The following is a 17,698-nucleotide window of genomic DNA, read 5'->3' as shown; positions in this document are numbered from 1 at the left end:
ATTAGTACAATCTGTTGTCTCGGCGAGGTGTCTATTTGGCAAAGCACAATAGGCTAACGTCGTGGGAAATTTCGCAGTATCTGATTGAGCTTGGTAGACCGGCCACAGCAAGAGAAGTAGCTGAAGGGCTTAAATTGAAGTATCCGCAATACCACTCATCGTTACGTAATATTTACCTGAGAATGCGATCTATTGCCTTGTCGCACAACTCAGATTGCGTAGTAGACCTGTCTGTACGCCCACGAACGTTTTACTTAACACGGATAGATGATGCATTCTTCAGGCGTTGCAGAAATCCGGAGAGAATCCCTCCGGACCGCCGTGAAAAAATGCTTATGGATGAGGATGAGAAGGAAAGAGCAGGTGCTTATTTGACGCGGTTGATGCTGTATACATCGCGAAATACATCAAGCACCGGGCAAGCGGTTAGCGAAGCGACTCACTCTAGCTGAACCTTGTTCCTCTGTTTTTTCCTGCTTTTCTTCAGTAGTTGTTGCTGGTGGCTCCTTAACAGCAGGGGCCACTGGTTTAGTTTGCGCTACAGGTGCTGCTTTGGGTGTCGTAACCACCGGCGCAGCAACTGACTCTGTGACCCCCATGAACTCCTGCATTCTCGCCAGCAGCATCATTCTCTTTTGATCAATATCGAGTCTGGCAAATGCCTCTGTGTCGATAAAGCCAATAACGGCCATCAGATCGCATTCCTGCAAAATCTGGCCAGCTGTCAAAGCACTGACAATTTTGATGCGCTTTGCACTACGGTCGCTGGTGGCTCTATACTCATCAATGAAGCGACACGAAGCCGCCGATCGCTTCAAATCCTCGGTGATGTTGATAGACAACACATCACGTTTCGCCTTGGTGTCGCTTCCTGACATATTAAGCCTCCGCAGTTTCCGCTAAATCTTGCAGAATGCGCGTTTGTGCGTTCTGGAGCAGAAGGTGTACGCCACGAACTACGGCGAACTGAGGTTCATCCGGAATGTACGTGTAATCGTGCCACTCTTTAGAGAAGTCTGGCAGATAGTCCAGTTTCCCGCCCAGCCAGTTCGCGCCACCACCGACAAACAGCAGCATATCGATGTCGGTCATGTTGCGGTGCAGGCTGCGAATGTCATTGCGGATATCGTTCGCCAGCTCGCGCGCTGCTTGCTCGACTAAATGGCGAATATCACGGCGCAGATGCGCTCGCGAAGCCGCCTGGCTACCGGCATACCCACGTTCGATAAAGCCATCGAGGGCAGACAGGCTAATCTCTTTGGCTTCAGGCAGATTGAGCGCCTCCTGGTGCTCCTGCAGCAGATGATGAAGGCGCTTAATCATCACGTGAATACCGTGTTCTGTAGTGACGCGGTTGAGGATTTCCAGCTCGTTGGTAACGATAGCAATGTCACAGGTGAAGCGACCGAGATCCACAATCATGCAGCGCTGTACGCCTTCGAACGCGGGGTTTTCACTGCCGTCTGGCATTACCGTTGCGCTGACGTACGCTGTGACTGCTTCAGGGTAAATGGCCACGTGTTTGATATTCGGCGCAGCAGCTGAGCCGGAGTAGTTCTCGACGGCACGCAGCAGGCTGTTTTTCTTGGCCTCAATGCGTACTTTGTTGATGCCGTTATCACCGTAATACTGATCCGCTGGCAGTGTATCGGCCAGAACCACGTCACGCCCACCTAACCCGGCGCGGCTGAGCGCATTAAGCACCAGCACGCGGTTGGCCGGACTCAGTTGGTATTCTGGATCACAGGTGTTGACCAGCTCGATGCTGGTTGCGTCATTGGTAACCGAGTAGATTTCGTCTTCATCGGTACGCCAGGTTGTAGATGATTCCTGAGTCCCATGCTGGAGCAGGCCACGACGAACCAGCGCGGGGCTGATGTGCGTTTTCAGCTCGCCTTGTTCATTTTCAAAACGAAGTGCGATATTGCCGGAACCGCCGTCGACAGCCACAAAAATTGGTGATTTAGACATAGTGTTAATCCTTGCGTTTAACGCTAACTGCTTGTGATTGATTGAAATAGCGAGTCACATGTTACAAAAACCACCGAGAAAATCAATAAACCATCCAGTAAATAACATAAATATGTATGTTTTTTGGTTGCTGAAATGACAGCTAATACCAATCAAAAGTGATCAATTGAGATGTAACGATCAGTAGACTGCGATCATCGTTGTAAAGGGGTGATCGCAGTGGCAGTAAAAACGGACTGGTCAGAACATAGAAATCGCTATGCGGAAATGCGCGCTGCTGGCGAGAAAATATCTATTAAGGAATATGCACTTACCTATGGTTTAAACCCTAATACTGCACGTCGCTACCTGGGGGAAGGCACTACTCAGTTAGGTAAGGTTCAAGACCAGCGATCAGCTGATCAGATCGTTAAAAAGGAAGTAAAACGATCAAATGATCAAAAAAAGTCAGGTAAGCGCAAAAGCGATCAAAAGCCCTCGAAACAGAATAAAAATTTATCACAGGAAATCAATGAATTAAGCCTGCAAGTTAAAGAGGCCGGAAGACACGCGCGCATCGAAGCTGGGCAAACGGAAGAGGCTGTGCTGGTCGGTAAATTGATCAATGCAGTATCGACCAAAACGAAATCGGGACGTACGCGTGATCAGTACATGGCCGGTAGCCAGATTCTGGAAGCATCCATAATCCCCAGCGATGAAGACATGGAGGAAGCCCGAACGCTGATAGCAGCAGCCGGTGTTGATGATATTGAGGCTATGGCCATCGAATCATCCCTCGTTAACCTGTTCTGCCTTAACCGTACTGTGAAAGCGGTCCTTACCTTCCTTACCGAACAACCACCGGCATCAGGTGATGATGATGAATCCGGACCGAACCCAATAACGAAAGCTCTCTCTGTTGCCGCGGCCGCGGCGGGTGCCATCAATGACACCGCACGATCGTTAGCGGGCATTCGTCAGAGCTATGCGAAGAACAAGCGCGAGCAAGAGCTGCACGACCGCAAAACAGAAGAGCCAGAACGAATCATGCAAGCGTACCAGCAGCGAAAGGAAAACGGCTGGAGTGCTGTTGATACCGCGATCTACATCGAGACGCATGGCTATAAGGTTCCGGCGTTGCTCATGGAGATGGCACGTAAAGAGGTGAAAGAAGGAGAGTCCGACAAGGTTAAAGCAGTAGCTTATGACCCAGAAGAACTGGACCGCCAGGCCAGGGAGGCGCGCGCAATTCGCCATGCTCAGCACGAACAACTTATGGCCGAGAAACGCGAAGCTGTAAATCTCCTGGTGGATGGTGGCGGGTTTGGTGATGTCGCTGCTGACGGTTCTCTTAACGATATCAACCTAACTGCACAATTTGCCGACGACGAAATACCAGATGATGAGGTAAATAACCTGCTGTACGGGGGCGATGATGGCAGCCATAACTAGGCGCTCAATCACTGAAGACCCGCGCTGGCAGGAGCTGGTTAAACTGTATCGTTATGACTGGGTAACCGCAGCTGAAGTCTTGTTCAATAAGATCCCCACCTGGCAGCAGGAGGAAATTATCGAATCAGTTCAGCAGACCGGCAGCTGGACGACGGTTTCCTCCGGCCATGGTACGGGTAAGTCCGACATGACCGCCATCATGATCTTGTGCTACCTGATGTTCTTCCCAGAGTCTCGTATCATCATCGTGGCCAACAAACTGCAGCAGGTTAAAACCGGTATCTTTAAGTACATCCGGCAGAACTGGAAAGAGTGCCTGAAGCGGTTCCCATGGTTAGGCCAATACTTCACCCTGGCCGATGTTACCTTTTACGAGAACGCGTCGAAGGGTAGCTGGGAAGTTATCGCTAAAGGCTTCCGACTGGGGAACGAAGAAGCACTCGCCGGGGAGCACGCAGAGCACCTGCTTTACATCATCGATGAAGCGTCAGGCGTGTCGGATAAGGCATTCGGTATTATCAAAGGTGCGCTGACGCAGGACGACAACCGGCTGATGCTCATCTCGCAGCCGACGCGTACTGCTGGTGAATTCTATGACTCTCACCATCGCCTGGCGCGCACAGAAGCCAACCCGAATGGCCTATACAACGCGATTAAGCTTAACTCTGAAGAATCGCCTCTCGTAACGCTGAAGTTCATCCGTGAAAAGCTGGTGGACTATGGTGGCCGGGAGTCACCGGAATACCTCATTAAGGTACGCGGTGAATTCCCCAGCTCGCTTTCCGGCTATCTGCTTGGCCGTGATGAGTGTGAACGTGCGCAGCGGCGTAAGGTTCCCCTTGCAATGGGCTGGGGCTGGATCTGTTGCTGTGACGTAGGTAATGGCCGCGATAAATCAGTAATGGGCATCTTCAGGGTGTCCGGATACGGCAAACACCGGCGCGTAGTCCCTCATCTGGTTAAGGAAATGGAAGCCACTGTTACACCGTCACGTTTTGCTGACTTCATATTCAGTGAATGTGACCCGGAGAAATACCCCAATATTCAGATCGCCATTGATGGCGACGGCGTAGGCGCGACCACTGCTGATGTACTGGAAGAAAAACACGGCATCATCGCCCAACGAATCCGCTGGGGTAAAAGGATGCACACCAAGAAGGACAAAGAGCGATTCATCAACCAGCGTGCATATGCAAACATCATGGCCAAAATGGCCGTGCAGCAGGGACGACTCAAGTTTGATAAAGGGGGTAAGGCTGTCGACCAGGCATGTAAGATCCCATGCGGCCTAAATGAAGCCGGTCAATGGTATATGGTGCCGAAAGAGCAAATGCGCGAGAAGCTCAACATCAAATCACCGGATCACTGGGATGTATATTGCTTCACGCAGCTGGTGGACTTTACCCCGGCGAACGAAGAGACCTTCCACGATGAAGAAGAGACTCGTTCTGAAGCCGAGGAATGGTTGCGTAGACGCAGAGCAAGCTAAACTCACACCACCAGCTGCGCGCTGGTGGCCGAGTCAATCGTGGCTGCTACCTGAAGGGTTTTTCTCGCTTGCCGCATGTTCTGCATCAGCCTGGATTGCATTTTTGGCAGCACGAGTTTTGTTATAGCGCGACCATTGCTCACGTTTGATCTCTTGTTCGTTCTCTTCTCGATACTTTTTGCGTGCGGCTTTTGCCTTTTCAACAGTATCGATGTCGTAAATATCTATGCTTTGATATAGCGATTGTGGAATGGGGCTCAATTCTGAGTAAATAGATGCTTTACTGTTTTTGGTTTTAGGCCCGAATGTGAAACCCTGCCCGAGAGTACGTTCATCAAAGAACACACCAGAGGATGATACGCGCACCATGATCTGACTCTCTTCAGTTGTGCTGTATGCGCAATTCAGATCCGTGTAGCCGGTGCGGCGTAATCTCAGTTTCGTTTTTGGAGGTAAGGCTTCGAATGTTTTCCGTTCATCCTGCAGTTGGGTAAGGTAAGGATTAGTATTATCTATAGCCTTAAATCGCTCAATTTCCCGGTCGTAATCTGCAAGGATCTTCTCCCGCGCCTTGGTCGTTACCTCAGTAGCTGGTAGCTCATAGCAACGCACGCGTATAGCTCCGGAGATGAATTTCGGAGCTGGTTCATATAGCGAAACAGGGATTCCCAACTGAGGATATTTCTTGAGTTCTTGTGCGAACTTATTCCATTGTTCGATAGCTTCAGTCCATTTTTTAAGCCTGCGGGCGCTTACAAGCACCACAGGCCTAAACTTTTCACCATATTTATTCGTGCTCCAGGCAGAAGCTTCATCCATAGCATCTGTCAGGAACGCGTCTCGGAACTCTATAAATTCCTTATAGACGGCTTCGCCCGTACGGCTATCTGACATCAGTATTCTCCGGTTGTGGGCGCAATGCCCATTAGCTAAAAACTAAGGGAGAATTTAGTCTATTTCGTTAGAGAAATCGACCATAAGCAGAGTTAGCTGGGGCAAATTTTTGGGATATATGGGTGTTTATCTGAAACTGGATACTTTTTTTAAGGCGTTTTAGTTCACTGGCGGGTTTGGAATGCAATCCTTTGACTATGCAGAAATGGCTGGTGAGGGTTGAAACTGCACGACGTGAAGTAATATCAAGGTGAAGTTTCTGAATTGCAGTCGTTATCTCAGTGTTAACGAGTAAAAGTTCATCACTGTTAGCCATTTATCCTTCCTAAAATCATACAAATTTTCGAATTGGGGTTGTATATCATCCTGATGCCCGGGGTAAAAGTAAGAGAAAGGCAATCATTGAAATTAAGTATGATTTGTACGTTTATTAGTCAGTCGCTTAGAAAGCGCGTAATACACAGGCTTTTCCTAACACGAACTCTCGTAATTCGATCCCCCCTTAAAAAGTCACAAAAGTAATATAACACCCATTATATTACCTTTGTTTTTGTGTAAAATGGGGCGATTAACAAAACACATGAACTAGTTTTTATTGTGACTATAACCTTGCAGTTAACTCAAGTATTCGCGTTGCTACGTGAAATCTGAGGTTTTGTTGCGGCCATTGTGCTGCTAAATGAAAAATACGGCAGTTTTCTAAAAAACCATGTAAATTTCATAAAAAACCTAACAGATTATACTAATGTTGTGATAGTTTTCTGTGTTGAGTCACTACTCATACCCGTGTAACTGAGAGATATGCCAATGACTAATTTGCCGGTTAACCAGACCGAATCCCCACTGCTGATTACTGCGGACAAATATGATGAACGGGTTGCCGAAAATTTACACATGTTCTTTGTCGACCGGGAAGCAGCATCAGAAAACACCTGGGCGCAAATGAAGTCAGTCCTCCGCAGTTGGGGATTATGGTGTAAGCAGTTCAATAAAGTGTGGCTTCCGGCCGAGCCCGCCGACGTTCGTGAATACCTGATTTACCTGCGAGAGACTCTTGGGCGCAAAAAAAACACCATCGCGATGCACAAATCGATGATTAACAAGATCCATCGCGAGGCTGGTCTCGCCTTACCTGCATCACACATACTGGTAACGCGTGGGATGAAGAAGATAAGTCGGCAAGCGGTCCTCAGTGGTGAACGAGTAGAACAGGCGATCCCTCTCCACCTCGATGATCTTTTCCAGTTGGCCGAAATTACCCAGGCCAGTGGCAAACTGCAGCAGCTACGGGACCTCGCTTTCTTAGGTGTGGCCTACAACACGTTGTTGCGCATGTCAGAAGTCGCACGCTTACGAATTGGTGATATTCAGTTTCAACGGGATGGTTCGGCCACGCTTGATGTTGGTTATACAAAAACAATTAAAGACGAGGTTGGCGTGGTAAAGGTGCTGGCGCCAGATGTTGCCGGTTGGCTACGTGACTGGCTTAACGCGAGCGGACTCACCGATGATTCAACTTTTATCTTTGGCAAGGTAGACCGCTATGGCAATGCTCATCCAGCAGCAAAACCCATGGCCGGTAAAAATATAGAGAAAATATTTGCCAAAGCCTGGGAGGCGGTCAAAGGAGCCCCTCTTGAATCCTCCCGCTACAGAACTTGGACCGGGCACAGCCCCCGCGTGGGCGCAGCGCAGGATATGGCATTGAAAGGAACAGAGCTCACTCAGATCATGCATGAGGGGACGTGGAAACGCCCTGAGCAGGTCATGAGCTATATACGTTATATCGATGCCAATAAGTCGGTGATGCTCGATATTGTCAACAGCCAACGCATGAAGCGGTAAGATCAAGGAGACAAGCAACAATGGCGCTTTCAACAATTCAAAAGTTAGCGTTATCTTGCATAGGACGCAGGTATATCGAGCAGCATGTTTTTACTCCCGTAACCCTGCTCGCTATAACTGCTTATATCGATGAGCATTATGGAGGTCGTAAGGCCAGAACACAGAATGTGCGTCAATCATTAGCCAGGCTGGAGCAGCAAAACCTGCTAACAGTGCATACCCTCAATGAAACACCGCCAGTTCATACCTATCAGCTGACCGAAGTAGGCATGCTCAAGGCACAGGAAATCATTCTGGAAGAAGACAGCACGTCGTCTCATGGACCTGATTTGTTTTGGTCATAGAATACTAATTATGTGCTTATTTTTATAAATGAAAAAATCAATGCTGATTAATGGCGTTCACGTCCACCTACAAAGTGGGTTGCGGAACGGAACGCCGGTTGTTGCTTGCACGCTGAACTATGGCGCCCATAACCCACTGCACTTTCTTCAGGTTGATCGGCCTATGCCATCAATGGAGACGGCTGACGCTTACATCACACATGCGGACCGCTTCGTATGCCGCAGTATCCTTTCCCGCCTAAGCCGCTCAGAAGAGAAAGTTATTGCCGGTGTTAATCGAGTATTTGGTGCCTCTGATGCCGAGGCATCCATCGCTTACGCAAAACTTGGGATAAATGCTCTTGTTAATCGAACACAACGAAAAGCTGGTGGCCGAAAATGAATGATCGCTTTTATATGCTCTGCCTTCGAGAAACTGTCGGTACAAATGCCTCTTTCCATTGCCAGAACGGAAATGGTTACAGCAGTAACATCGATACAGCACATGTTTATACGCTTAAAGAAGCACAGGAAAGCTGGAATAAAGGCCGTCCTATCGACCTGCCGGTTGCGGCCGACTGTATTGATGAACTGGCTATATGGCATGTCGACTCACAGCGGCTGCCGAGCGAAACGTTAATAGAGCCAGGTTGCACACAATATGTGGCGTATGTGAAAGGAGAATGGGATGGCAACGACGTTTACTGGCTTGCCGGTGCCGAGCTGCCGACAACTGATTTCACGAAAGCCTATATTCATCCCTTCGCCGTCACTACCAGCGAGGGGCTAATTTGGCTCCCATACCATCTGGCCAACAAAGTTAAACGCCGCACGTTCTGCATTAATAAGCTCGACCGCAGAAAAATGATTCAGGCCCGCGGGCTGCGCCAGCCTGACTGGCTGAAACGTCAGAAACGACGCGATCGCACATCAACCGGTAAAACTCGTTGGAACTGCCCGTGTTGCGGTCGGATAAGCTGGCAACTCAACCCGTATGATTTTGACGGATGCAGTAATTACATGTGCGAAAACTGGAATAAGAACGTGTATTAGAGGGACCAGGCCTGAAATGAACAGCCCCCGGCGAACCAGGGGCTGCATGCTCTTATCAATCAATCACTATTTCTAAAAGCACCAGCTGATGTTAATGCACTAAAGCCAGACAGGCAATGCAATTCAAATCCCAATAACTCGCGCATTTTCAAGGCAAACTCCCCTCCGCAATACAGATAATACTAATTATTTATTTTTTTATGTGTCATTATTACGAGCATGAGACTGACCGACGACAAGATCATCACCGCAATTTTCAGCGCCACCATTAAGCAGCTTCCGCGGGAGGCTCTCTTAATGGTCGATGGTGGCTATACGCTCACCCCGGATGATGGCTACTGGATGGATAAAGCCATACGGATTGCATCAGCGGAGCGTTCCGCGATTCTCCCGGGGCTGTCGACAACTCGCCTTCATTCTCTGGCCAAACATAACCATATCCAGACAGCACCGGCTGGCCATGGTTTCACATTTAACTTACCCGAAGAGCACCTGGGACAATGTTGGTTTCGCTGTCGAGAGCTCCTTCGCACTGCGTGCGTCCCTGCTTACGGTGATAAACCCGCGGCAATCGACATTAAAGCTGTTACAGCGATGGCCAGCATTCAATTAGCGAAGGAGTATCACGTCGCGAAAACAGTTGTGAATGACGCTATTCGCTGGCGCATCCTCAGCTCAGCCGAGCACGACATCAGCTGGTATCCCTCTAATGAACTATCACCCTATTACTCATCATGATTGATCACTACATAAATATAGCGCTCGACTATTCGTTTGCTGGGTGGCTGATTGCGATCAAGTTGTCTGTGACTGTGATCCTTGCTCTTAGCACTCTGGAGCTCGTCAAGGCAGCTATCCGGGCTGGCCTGAAACGCCGCAATAAATCTAAGCGTCGAACTAAACACCGATAAGGAGAATACATGAACAATCCACTGCAATATCCTTCCCGAGTCGCCGTGGCTGTATTTAATGAATACTGCACCCGTACAGTAACGGAAGCGAATATAGCCCAACTGGCAGCAGACCAACCAGGCGGCTTTATAACTGCTGGAATGCGTGCCCGCCGCCACTTCCGATCGCTGTACATTTCGCTGGCTCTCCTGGGCACAGGGAAAATGACCCCGGCTGAAGTGGCCGAACGCTATAAATGGCTGGGCCAAATCTAATGGAATTAACTCAGGAAGCCCGGGAAAAGCTATTCGCCCGCCAGCGCGCCGCCGTTGAGCGGCAAAGAGCCCGCAATGCAGAAAAACTCGCGGACCCTGAGTATCGTCAAAAGCAGGTTGATAAAGTTCGCGAAGCACAAGAATGCCAACGCGAGAAGAGGCTCCTTCAGTTGCAGTCTCCTGAATATTGGGAGAAACGCAGAGAGATTATTGCGCGCAAAAGAAGCACGGCACTCAACACATCCGCCAAACCACGTAAGGCTATAAAGTCCCGTGGTAATAAGGGACGTACACCAACCGCAGCTGAACGCCGCATCATGGATAAGCTCGGAGCCTTACCATGTATTGCATGCCTGATACATGGAAAAGTGTCGCCGCTGATCAGTTTGCACCATATTGATGGCCGAACAGCACCTGACGCCCACGCTCACGTTTTGCCATTGTGTAATTTCCACCACCAGCACGCAGCACCGGCTGATATCCGGGAGCAATATCCATGGTTGTTACCAGTGCATGCCGACGGCAATGTTGGCGGTCCCGCTGAGTTTGAAAAAGCGAATGGTACTCAGCTTGACCTGCTGGCAGAGGCTTACAGACGTGCTGGAATTGAACGTTTAAAAAACTAATTGTGAGCTTATTTTGAAAAGAAAACACAACATAAACAGAAAGCGTTACTGGTTCTATCGTCATAAGGAAGCTATGATGGTCGCTGCCTCGCATTTCAATAGTTAAGGTTTACCCAATCCCTCAAGGCTGGTTTTATACCGGCCTTTTTCTTGTTCAGATTTCGCCCTTCCTTACAGAATGTACTAATTATAATATAGAGACTTCATTACCAGCGGAGTCCGACTATGGATAAGGCCATATGTGCCATCACCCTTTCCACTTCCAAACCAATGCTGGTGGAGGCTGTCTGGCATAAGGGAAATCTCACCCTGTTATCAGAACAGACCCTTCCCGCAGATCGTAAGGGGTTACTTGACGTCCTTCCCAACATCATTCACGAGATAGAAAAAAACGGTGATGACGTGCTGGTGGACGAACGCAGCGGTTTTTTCAGCTCGACCGGCGGAAAGCATATCCAGTTTGCGGCCCCGGGAACCAGCGGAAAACCTATCCTGGTAGAGTCACTGGATCTCTATCGAGAGCTCTCACTGCAGAAGGCCATCATCCGCCCAAAAACTACCGGTGCTGGCCAGCGTTATACCATCCCAGACAACATTATCGATGTTGAGCATGATACCCGCGGACAGGCTGTGTATCGCATTGACTGGGAGCGACTCAAAAGCGAACACCTTCTGATGCTGCTTTGCGTTTACGGTACGATCTATCAGAACGTGGCCAGCGCTTCCTACATCGAGCAAATGTACAGCTCGTTGACGGTTGAAATGCCTCCTGACCCTTTAGATCCTCTGCGTAAAATTGTTCGCGCTACTGAAGCTGAAGCTATTAAATCAGTCACTATGAGTTCGCTTACGGGCAAAGGAAGATACCTGTGAGCATCTCCCGACTCGACGATCGTAACGTATCCGATCCAATCATCCGCGCGTACATGCACCAGGCCGTAGTGGCCAAGTGCAACAGCTACGATTCTGACCTGATTCCCCACGACATTGCTCAGGACGAGATATATCGCCCTGACCTCATTGCTCAGCGTGTGTGGGGAACCGACGAGCTGCGTTGGGTTATTACCCGTGTTTGTGGCCAAGAGGATGAAAGCGAAGCGCTACCAGTGGGAAAAGCCCTATTCCTTCCGGAGCTGGCGTGGATTCGCGAGCAAATAAACATCTATTCCACCAGCATGCCGGAATTAGACGGCACCATACAGAGTATCTGATGCAACAAGTAAAACTACACGAGGGCGATTGCCTGAACATCCTGAAGACGCTTGCCGATGAATCAGTTGACAGCATCGTTACTGATCCACCGTACGGCCTCTCCTTCATGGGGAAAAAATGGGATTACGACGTTCCATCGGTCGATATTTGGAAAGAATGCTTACGCGTGCTGAAACCAGGAGGACACCTGTTGTCGTTTGCCGGTGCTCGCACGTATCACCGAATGGCCGTTCGCATTGAAGACGCAGGTTTTGAGATACGCGATCAGCTTATGTGGTTGTACGGTTCTGGCTTCCCAAAATCACAGAATATTGGGAAAGCTATGGTGAAGTTGCGAGGGACAGATATGTACCCGAATGTCACTGGGCAAGAATCAACTTGGGATGGGATGGGAACTAATCTAAAACCAGCCCATGAGCCTATTGTAATGGCCCGAAAACCATTCAAACGAACTGTAGCAAGAAACGTCCTTGCATATGGTACCGGGGCATTAAATATCGACCTGTGCCGAGTTCCTTTCGCTGGTGGCTCTGATGAGCAATCCAGCAAGGCTAAAAATAGCCATGCAAAGTTTGGCACCGATAGCCCTGTAACTAAAAATGCTTACGGGCACTTTGAAAGACAACAAAAAGATTATGACGCCCCTGGCCGCTGGCCAGCCAACGTATTACACGATGGAAGTGAGGTGGTAGTAAGCCAGTTTCCGCAAAGCAGTGTCACCGGCAAACGCAGTGAGAAGAGCCGTTCGGCTAAGGTCAGCAACACTGACTGGCTCCATGACAACCATATCAGCATCGAGCATACAGATAGTGGTTCAACGGCCAGATTTTTCTATTGCCCTAAAACTAGCCCAGCCGATCGGCATGAAGGGCTTGTGCGCACCACCAGCCCAATAAAGCACGGTTCCACCCTACGAAACATTGAGAATATGAATGCCTCGCTCGATGGGAACAGACATCCAACAGTAAAACCTACTCAACTGATGGCATATCTTTGCCGCTTGGTCACCCCTGCTGGCGGACTTGTTCTCGATCCATTCATGGGTAGCGGATCAACGGGTAAGGGCGCAGTTATTGAAGGCTTCCGCTTCATAGGCATTGAGCGCGAATCAGAGTACGTAAACATTGCCCGCGCCCGAATCACATTTGTGCTGGATAAGCTCGGGATGCAGCACAACTTAACGGAGGCATAACTGATGCCCTCTACCGGTTTTGAGAAAAAAGAGAATGGCCGCTACGCCACACATGGCCTTTCTGCAACTGACTTCCTTAAGGTCTTCAACAAAATCCGTAAAGGTCAGCGCGCAAGCCGTAGAGGCGCACACCGCACGCTTACTCCCGCAGGACTGCGTAATAAAAGCGTCGATGAGATTCTTAAGCTCGGCAAGAAGAAAGACGGCACATTCTTTACTCCTGAAGACTTAAAGCAATTCATCGAAAAACGCGCTGGCCATCGCACGAAGTTCAGCAGCGAACAGGCGGGGATTACCTACGCTCAGCTGGTGGCCATGTCGACTCAGATCGATGTTAAGCGCGCCAACAACAAGGTAGATGATGGCACCGGCATTAAGTCGGCGCTGTTTATACGCATACGCCATAACATCGCCGATGTGAAGGTTACAGCATCTGATGCGTCGGTCGACGATAACCACCTGGTGCGAGTGCGCTTTGAAGAGTGGGACCGCTACGTTGAAGACGTCGGCGATGAAAAAGTAAGTCTGGCCACGCTGGCAAAAAACCTCGCTAAAGGTCGCGTATCTTTCGATTGTGATTGCGGGCGCCATCAGTATTGGTTCCGTTACATGGCCACAGCCGGTAACTACGCGTTGAAGCCACCAGCTGAGTATGCCTTCCCCAAAATACGCAACCCTGATCTCGTCGGCGCAGCCTGCAAGCACGTCCTCCATGTCATGACCCGTTTTCAGTCGTCTACCTGGCAACGCCAGCTGGGCACACAGATGAAGAAAGCTGCTGAGCAAGTAGCTTTTGGCGATGACAAGAAACGCACGACAAAGGTTTTTACCGACAAAGAACTGAAAGCTTTAGCCCGTAACCGCTCTGATCAAACAGACCAGACGAAGATCCGCCGCGAGTTCGAAAAGTACCAAGCCGCCCAACGCGGGTTAGCCAAGGTACAACGAACCGAGAAAGACAAGATCGATAGGTTGAGAAAACAGGCCTCCACCGCGCGTAACTCACTTAAGCGCAAAGCAGCAGAGCTTAAAACCGCCCGGGCAGAGAACGCACTGCTGAAAAAGCAGCAGGAAGCGATGAAGGCTCAATTACAGGAGCAACTGAAGCTGAAGAAACAAGGCTTCATTCAGGCTCTGAAGATAACCGGCATGACCGATCAACAGGCAGAGACAGCATTTAAGAAATGGCTCGCCTCCCAACAAGGTAAACAATAATGGCAGGTTTTTATGACGATCTCATCGATAACAACGACGATATCAAAGTGGCTGGTGGCGTTCCTGATGGCGTCCCTTCTCCTGTTGATACTGTAGCAGTTCAAAACCCAACCTCTACCACGTTTGAGACGTTGGAACCGGTAGCAGACCCTATAGATGAGCCATCTGGAAAACATGAATTACCCAACGAAACCAAAGAGCCAACTGAAGCGCCTGTCTCAATTACTGCTGCAATGCTTTCCCGACCTGCTAACAGTGATATGCGCGCTCGATTTCTTGGCCACAAGAGTTTCAACGACCTTTACCGCGAAGCGTGGGCTTTAGCCATCATCAAAGACCCATTGTCGTTCGACGCGCTCCTGTATCGCGCCAACTCGATAGACGCGCCTATTGATGATGAGGGTTTTGAGGTAATGCAGGCGGAACGCCTTGATCCAAACCAGGAAACGCTCTCCTACGGCGAGCCTGAAATCGTGAAAGTCCTGGACTGTCCGGACGAAATGGACAGCTTCCTGAGCATGAACGAAGAGGACGACAACACCGGCTATCAGGAAGACTCTTTGATACTCCGTGTGGCCGCCCTTGATATCTCAATAGGTTCGATCCTCGAATGGAATGAGGAACTGGCATCCGGAGAAATGGCCCGGCGCTGGTGGTACGTTCATCGCAAATTTAACTATGGAACAGCTGCAGTGGGCACGCTATTCGTCTGCATACCTTGCCGCACCTTTGAGGAATCCGTATCTGATGGTGAATAACGACAAATTATTGATGCGCTTTAAGAGCGCTATGTTGATGCCCACGGGTAAGCGTGAGCTCTCATCCACCAGCGATGTGGATGCCGGTCTGGGTAATGCGCTTTTATCGGCACTGGAAGACATTGAAGTAACCGACACACGGCCGTGGTCCAAGCCTCTTGTCGAATTTCTGTCCCGTAAAAAGAGCGATCAGCTTAAATTTGGTGAGTTTGATGATGTGGAAGCGTTTCTCCGGGCATACCGTTCTGCGGGTGCCGGTCGTCGCTTCAACCCGAATCGACCGGAAGTGAATACCAATTCCCTGCCAGTACTGAACCTGGGGCGAACGCCGGGATTCCAGTTACACGACAACACCATAGTGACAGATGAATATGATGCCGGGTATATCACTGATAAGGATGGGAAGCCGACAGCCTTACTCAGCCATACCCCCATAGAGATCTCATACTCTCTGATGGTTTTAGCCAACGAAAAAGAGGTTCTGAACGCGTTAACCGGTATCTATGCGTCCTGGTTCCGCCAGTTCTCCAACTTTGGAAATACAAATTTCACCTTCCAGACCGTTATTGCGGGAGCTGCATTGCAGCTGAATTGCCTGATACGTGATCCCAAGGCAGTCATTGTCGACAATTTAACGTTACCGCTGGCGTCGAACAGAGTGTTCGCCTCAGCGATATCCTTCACTGTTATCGCCCCACTCTATTCCGCGTGGAAAGGTACGCCATTATCGCAAACCATCGATGTCCTCTCTGGTAATGATTCTGGCGTTATGCCTGAATCAGGTAGGGTGACCAATGGCCGCTAATAGCAATTCATCAGAGAAGCGTTCCCAGCTCTTCCTACAGACCGTAAAGATTGGGAACACGGAAATCCCCCGTTCCATGATTGCGCGCTGCCTTTACATTGAGGTAGCCGATCTGACCGGTCCGCAATTGCAGTTGGAGGTTCGCGATAATTCCAGTTACGTAGTAGATCAATTAGGCGTTAAAAAAGGCACGATTCTTACCTGCAGCTTTGGTGATCCACAGGGCATAGGCAACACAACCTGGACCGATACATTTGAGGTCCTGAAAGCCCCCCAGTCGGCGGATATCGTCACGATTATTGCTTTCAGTGAAAAGGTGAAAACACTCAAAGTTCCGGCTTCAAAGCCTCAGTTTTTTGTTAAGAAGCAACCGGCTAATATCGTGCGCGCTCTGGCCACAGGCCTGACGGTTAACGCTGACAATTTCAAAAAGCTGGGTACGTATCATCTGAACATGGGGCAAAAACCCAGCGGAGTGCTGGCGCAGATGGCTCAGGAAGCTGGTGCCCTTTGTTGGGTGTGTCGTGGTTCGATTAACGTTAAAAGTATGGCCACGTTATCCAGGCAGTCACCGGCACTAACGTATGAAGCGAATAACCCAAAGGCCGCGTTACGTATTAACCGCTTCGCCAAGCTAAACAATGACGATCAATACATCCGCTCACGCCAATACCGGCTAATGGCATACAGCCCAACTAAAGGCCTCCTGACGTCCGGAGATAAGTCGTGGCCAGTAAAGATGGTGAGCGTTGATGATCAGACAGCCCTCAATAACCTTTCGACGTTCCTTTTACCCAAAATCGATATCGAGGTTACCGGCAACTCAGCTATTACTCCCGGGCTGCCGATGAAGGTCCTGATCCACAACTACAACACTGAAAGCGGACTTGATGAATCTGTGCCTACCAAATTAGTAGTTAAGCTTGCAGCTCATCAGGAAGACCGATTTGGATATGTAACACGCGCATTGTTAGGGGTGATTTATGACGGCACCAATTAACGGCCCGCAGCGGGCGAAGGTGGTAACGGTCGACGATCCTGCCGGTCTGCTTAGAGTGTCTGTGCGGCTGGTGGGCATATGGGATAGCATTCCTGACGGAGATCTACCATGGGCTGAGCGTATGCCTCCGGATGATGGCGCATTCATTCCGTTGCTCGCCGGTGATGATGTCTGGGTGGACTTCCCATATAGCGGGGATAGTACACGCCCGCGTGTTGTTGGGCGCGCTACAGATGCCCCTGGCGGCGTTCCTAACTCAGCCCCAGAAGCCTCCGGGCAAGGTTCACCTTATGTACCACCAGCTGTAGAAGGTGCGCCCGCAGCCGGTAAAACTACACCGGGTAAAGACTATGTGAGCGACAGGAACGGGTTATTAGAGATTAGGAACCAAAGCGGATCTTGGTCCATAACTCATAAAGCCTCGGGTTCCACCATGGGTGTGAATGATTCAGGTCAGTTATACATTAGTAGTCAGCTATCGCTTTTCGTACACTCTGTTAATGATATGACGATCAAATCAGATGCCAATATCAACATGAGCGCCGCGGGTAAAATATCCATTAAGGGTGCAGAAGTCGCCATTGACAAAGGCTAATCTTGGTAGCGTACAAAGTGCATCCAATAGATTTATGAAAGGTGTACTTTGTACTTACTTAGTAAATCCTTTATACATCCATAAGTAATCACCGAGTACGATACAACACGTACCAACCACCTG

At 49.6% G+C, this 17,698-nt stretch carries 21 protein-coding genes; 17 read left to right on the top strand and 4 right to left on the bottom strand.

Annotation, left to right across the window (positions count from 1 at the left end):
- Positions 1-14: 14 nt before the first annotated feature.
- The gene (locus OGW16_RS26410) at positions 15-452 is read left to right on the top strand and encodes a hypothetical protein (RefSeq protein WP_441302999.1); all 438 of its coding nucleotides are present in this window, start codon (positions 15-17) and stop codon (positions 450-452) included.
- Here OGW16_RS26410 and OGW16_RS00260 read toward each other — a convergent pair.
- Positions 408-878, bottom strand: coding sequence for a hypothetical protein (locus OGW16_RS00260; RefSeq protein ID WP_211924553.1), 471 nt, complete (start codon positions 876-878; stop codon positions 408-410). The genes OGW16_RS26410 and OGW16_RS00260 overlap by 45 nt on opposite strands.
- A gap of 1 nt (position 879) precedes the next feature.
- Entirely contained in the window at positions 880-1,971 is a 1,092-nt protein-coding gene (gene parM / locus OGW16_RS00255) for a ParM/StbA family protein (protein WP_071667183.1), read from the bottom strand.
- Positions 1,972-2,190: 219 nt separating this feature from the next.
- Here parM and OGW16_RS00250 point away from each other — a divergent pair, with 219 nt between their 5' ends.
- Both OGW16_RS00250 and OGW16_RS00245 read left to right on the top strand, forming a co-directional pair.
- Positions 2,191-3,402: a hypothetical protein gene (locus OGW16_RS00250; protein ID WP_286517489.1), complete on the top strand. Its 1,212-nt coding sequence runs from the start codon at positions 2,191-2,193 to the stop codon at positions 3,400-3,402.
- Positions 3,386-4,891, top strand: a complete 1,506-nt coding sequence (locus OGW16_RS00245) for a terminase (RefSeq protein WP_071667181.1) — start codon at positions 3,386-3,388, stop codon at positions 4,889-4,891. Before OGW16_RS00250 ends, OGW16_RS00245 begins: the two co-directional genes overlap by 17 nt.
- Before the next feature lie 33 nt (positions 4,892-4,924).
- Here OGW16_RS00245 and OGW16_RS00240 read toward each other — a convergent pair whose 3' ends face one another.
- Both OGW16_RS00240 and OGW16_RS00235 read right to left on the bottom strand, forming a co-directional pair.
- Positions 4,925-5,785: a hypothetical protein gene (locus OGW16_RS00240; RefSeq protein WP_071667180.1), complete on the bottom strand. Its 861-nt coding sequence runs from the start codon at positions 5,783-5,785 to the stop codon at positions 4,925-4,927.
- A 67-nt stretch (positions 5,786-5,852) separates the two neighbouring features.
- Positions 5,853-6,101 carry a hypothetical protein gene (locus OGW16_RS00235; protein ID WP_139239848.1) on the bottom strand — a complete coding sequence of 83 codons (249 nt, stop codon included), beginning with the start codon at positions 6,099-6,101 and terminating at the stop codon, positions 5,853-5,855.
- A gap of 491 nt (positions 6,102-6,592) precedes the next feature.
- Here OGW16_RS00235 and OGW16_RS00230 point away from each other — a divergent pair, with 491 nt between their 5' ends.
- From OGW16_RS00230 to OGW16_RS00165, 14 genes are all read left to right on the top strand, one after another.
- Complete coding sequence (locus OGW16_RS00230; RefSeq protein WP_211924555.1) at positions 6,593-7,630, top strand: tyrosine-type recombinase/integrase; 1,038 nt, start codon at positions 6,593-6,595, stop codon at positions 7,628-7,630.
- A gap of 20 nt (positions 7,631-7,650) precedes the next feature.
- On the top strand, positions 7,651-7,974 hold the full coding sequence (locus OGW16_RS00225; RefSeq protein ID WP_211924556.1) for a helix-turn-helix transcriptional regulator: 324 nt from the start codon (positions 7,651-7,653) through the stop codon (positions 7,972-7,974).
- Between the two features lie 378 nt (positions 7,975-8,352).
- A complete protein-coding gene (locus OGW16_RS00220) occupies positions 8,353-9,006 on the top strand; it encodes a hypothetical protein (RefSeq protein ID WP_286517486.1) in 654 nt (217 codons plus the stop codon).
- Positions 9,007-9,225: 219 nt separating this feature from the next.
- Positions 9,226-9,744 carry a hypothetical protein gene (locus tag OGW16_RS00215; protein ID WP_286517485.1) on the top strand — a complete coding sequence of 173 codons (519 nt, stop codon included), beginning with the start codon at positions 9,226-9,228 and terminating at the stop codon, positions 9,742-9,744.
- Positions 9,745-9,926: 182 nt separating this feature from the next.
- The gene (locus OGW16_RS00210; RefSeq protein WP_286517483.1) at positions 9,927-10,172 is read left to right on the top strand and encodes a hypothetical protein; all 246 of its coding nucleotides are present in this window, start codon (positions 9,927-9,929) and stop codon (positions 10,170-10,172) included.
- Entirely contained in the window at positions 10,172-10,798 is a 627-nt protein-coding gene (locus tag OGW16_RS00205; protein WP_286517481.1) for a Ref family recombination enhancement nuclease, read from the top strand. The genes OGW16_RS00210 and OGW16_RS00205 overlap by 1 nt, the downstream gene beginning before the upstream one ends.
- Before the next feature lie 225 nt (positions 10,799-11,023).
- A complete protein-coding gene (locus OGW16_RS00200) occupies positions 11,024-11,671 on the top strand; it encodes a hypothetical protein (protein WP_286517480.1) in 648 nt (215 codons plus the stop codon).
- Positions 11,668-12,009, top strand: a complete 342-nt coding sequence (locus tag OGW16_RS00195) for a baseplate protein (protein WP_257664038.1) — start codon at positions 11,668-11,670, stop codon at positions 12,007-12,009. The genes OGW16_RS00200 and OGW16_RS00195 overlap by 4 nt, the downstream gene beginning before the upstream one ends.
- Positions 12,009-13,202: a DNA-methyltransferase gene (locus OGW16_RS00190; RefSeq protein WP_286517479.1), complete on the top strand. Its 1,194-nt coding sequence runs from the start codon at positions 12,009-12,011 to the stop codon at positions 13,200-13,202. Before OGW16_RS00195 ends, OGW16_RS00190 begins: the two co-directional genes overlap by 1 nt.
- Positions 13,203-13,205: 3 nt before the next feature.
- Positions 13,206-14,417, top strand: a complete 1,212-nt coding sequence (locus tag OGW16_RS00185; protein WP_286517478.1) for a phage tail protein — start codon at positions 13,206-13,208, stop codon at positions 14,415-14,417.
- A complete protein-coding gene (locus OGW16_RS00180; protein WP_286517477.1) occupies positions 14,417-15,175 on the top strand; it encodes a phage tail protein in 759 nt (252 codons plus the stop codon). The genes OGW16_RS00185 and OGW16_RS00180 overlap by 1 nt, the downstream gene beginning before the upstream one ends.
- Positions 15,165-15,980 (top strand): hypothetical protein, encoded by an 816-nt coding sequence (locus OGW16_RS00175; protein ID WP_286517475.1) that lies wholly within the window; start codon positions 15,165-15,167, stop codon positions 15,978-15,980. The genes OGW16_RS00180 and OGW16_RS00175 overlap by 11 nt, the downstream gene beginning before the upstream one ends.
- Positions 15,970-16,980: a phage tail tape measure protein gene (locus tag OGW16_RS00170; RefSeq protein ID WP_185656605.1), complete on the top strand. Its 1,011-nt coding sequence runs from the start codon at positions 15,970-15,972 to the stop codon at positions 16,978-16,980. The genes OGW16_RS00175 and OGW16_RS00170 overlap by 11 nt, the downstream gene beginning before the upstream one ends.
- Positions 16,964-17,575 carry a baseplate protein gene (locus OGW16_RS00165; protein ID WP_211924567.1) on the top strand — a complete coding sequence of 204 codons (612 nt, stop codon included), beginning with the start codon at positions 16,964-16,966 and terminating at the stop codon, positions 17,573-17,575. The genes OGW16_RS00170 and OGW16_RS00165 overlap by 17 nt, the downstream gene beginning before the upstream one ends.
- Positions 17,576-17,698 lie beyond the last annotated feature (123 nt).

Origin of the sequence: Citrobacter sp. Ce104 (genome assembly GCF_030334595.1) — a bacterium.
GTDB classification, from domain to species: Bacteria; Pseudomonadota; Gammaproteobacteria; order Enterobacterales; family Enterobacteriaceae; genus Citrobacter; species Citrobacter europaeus.
This window is presented reverse-complemented; position numbering and strand designations above follow the sequence as displayed.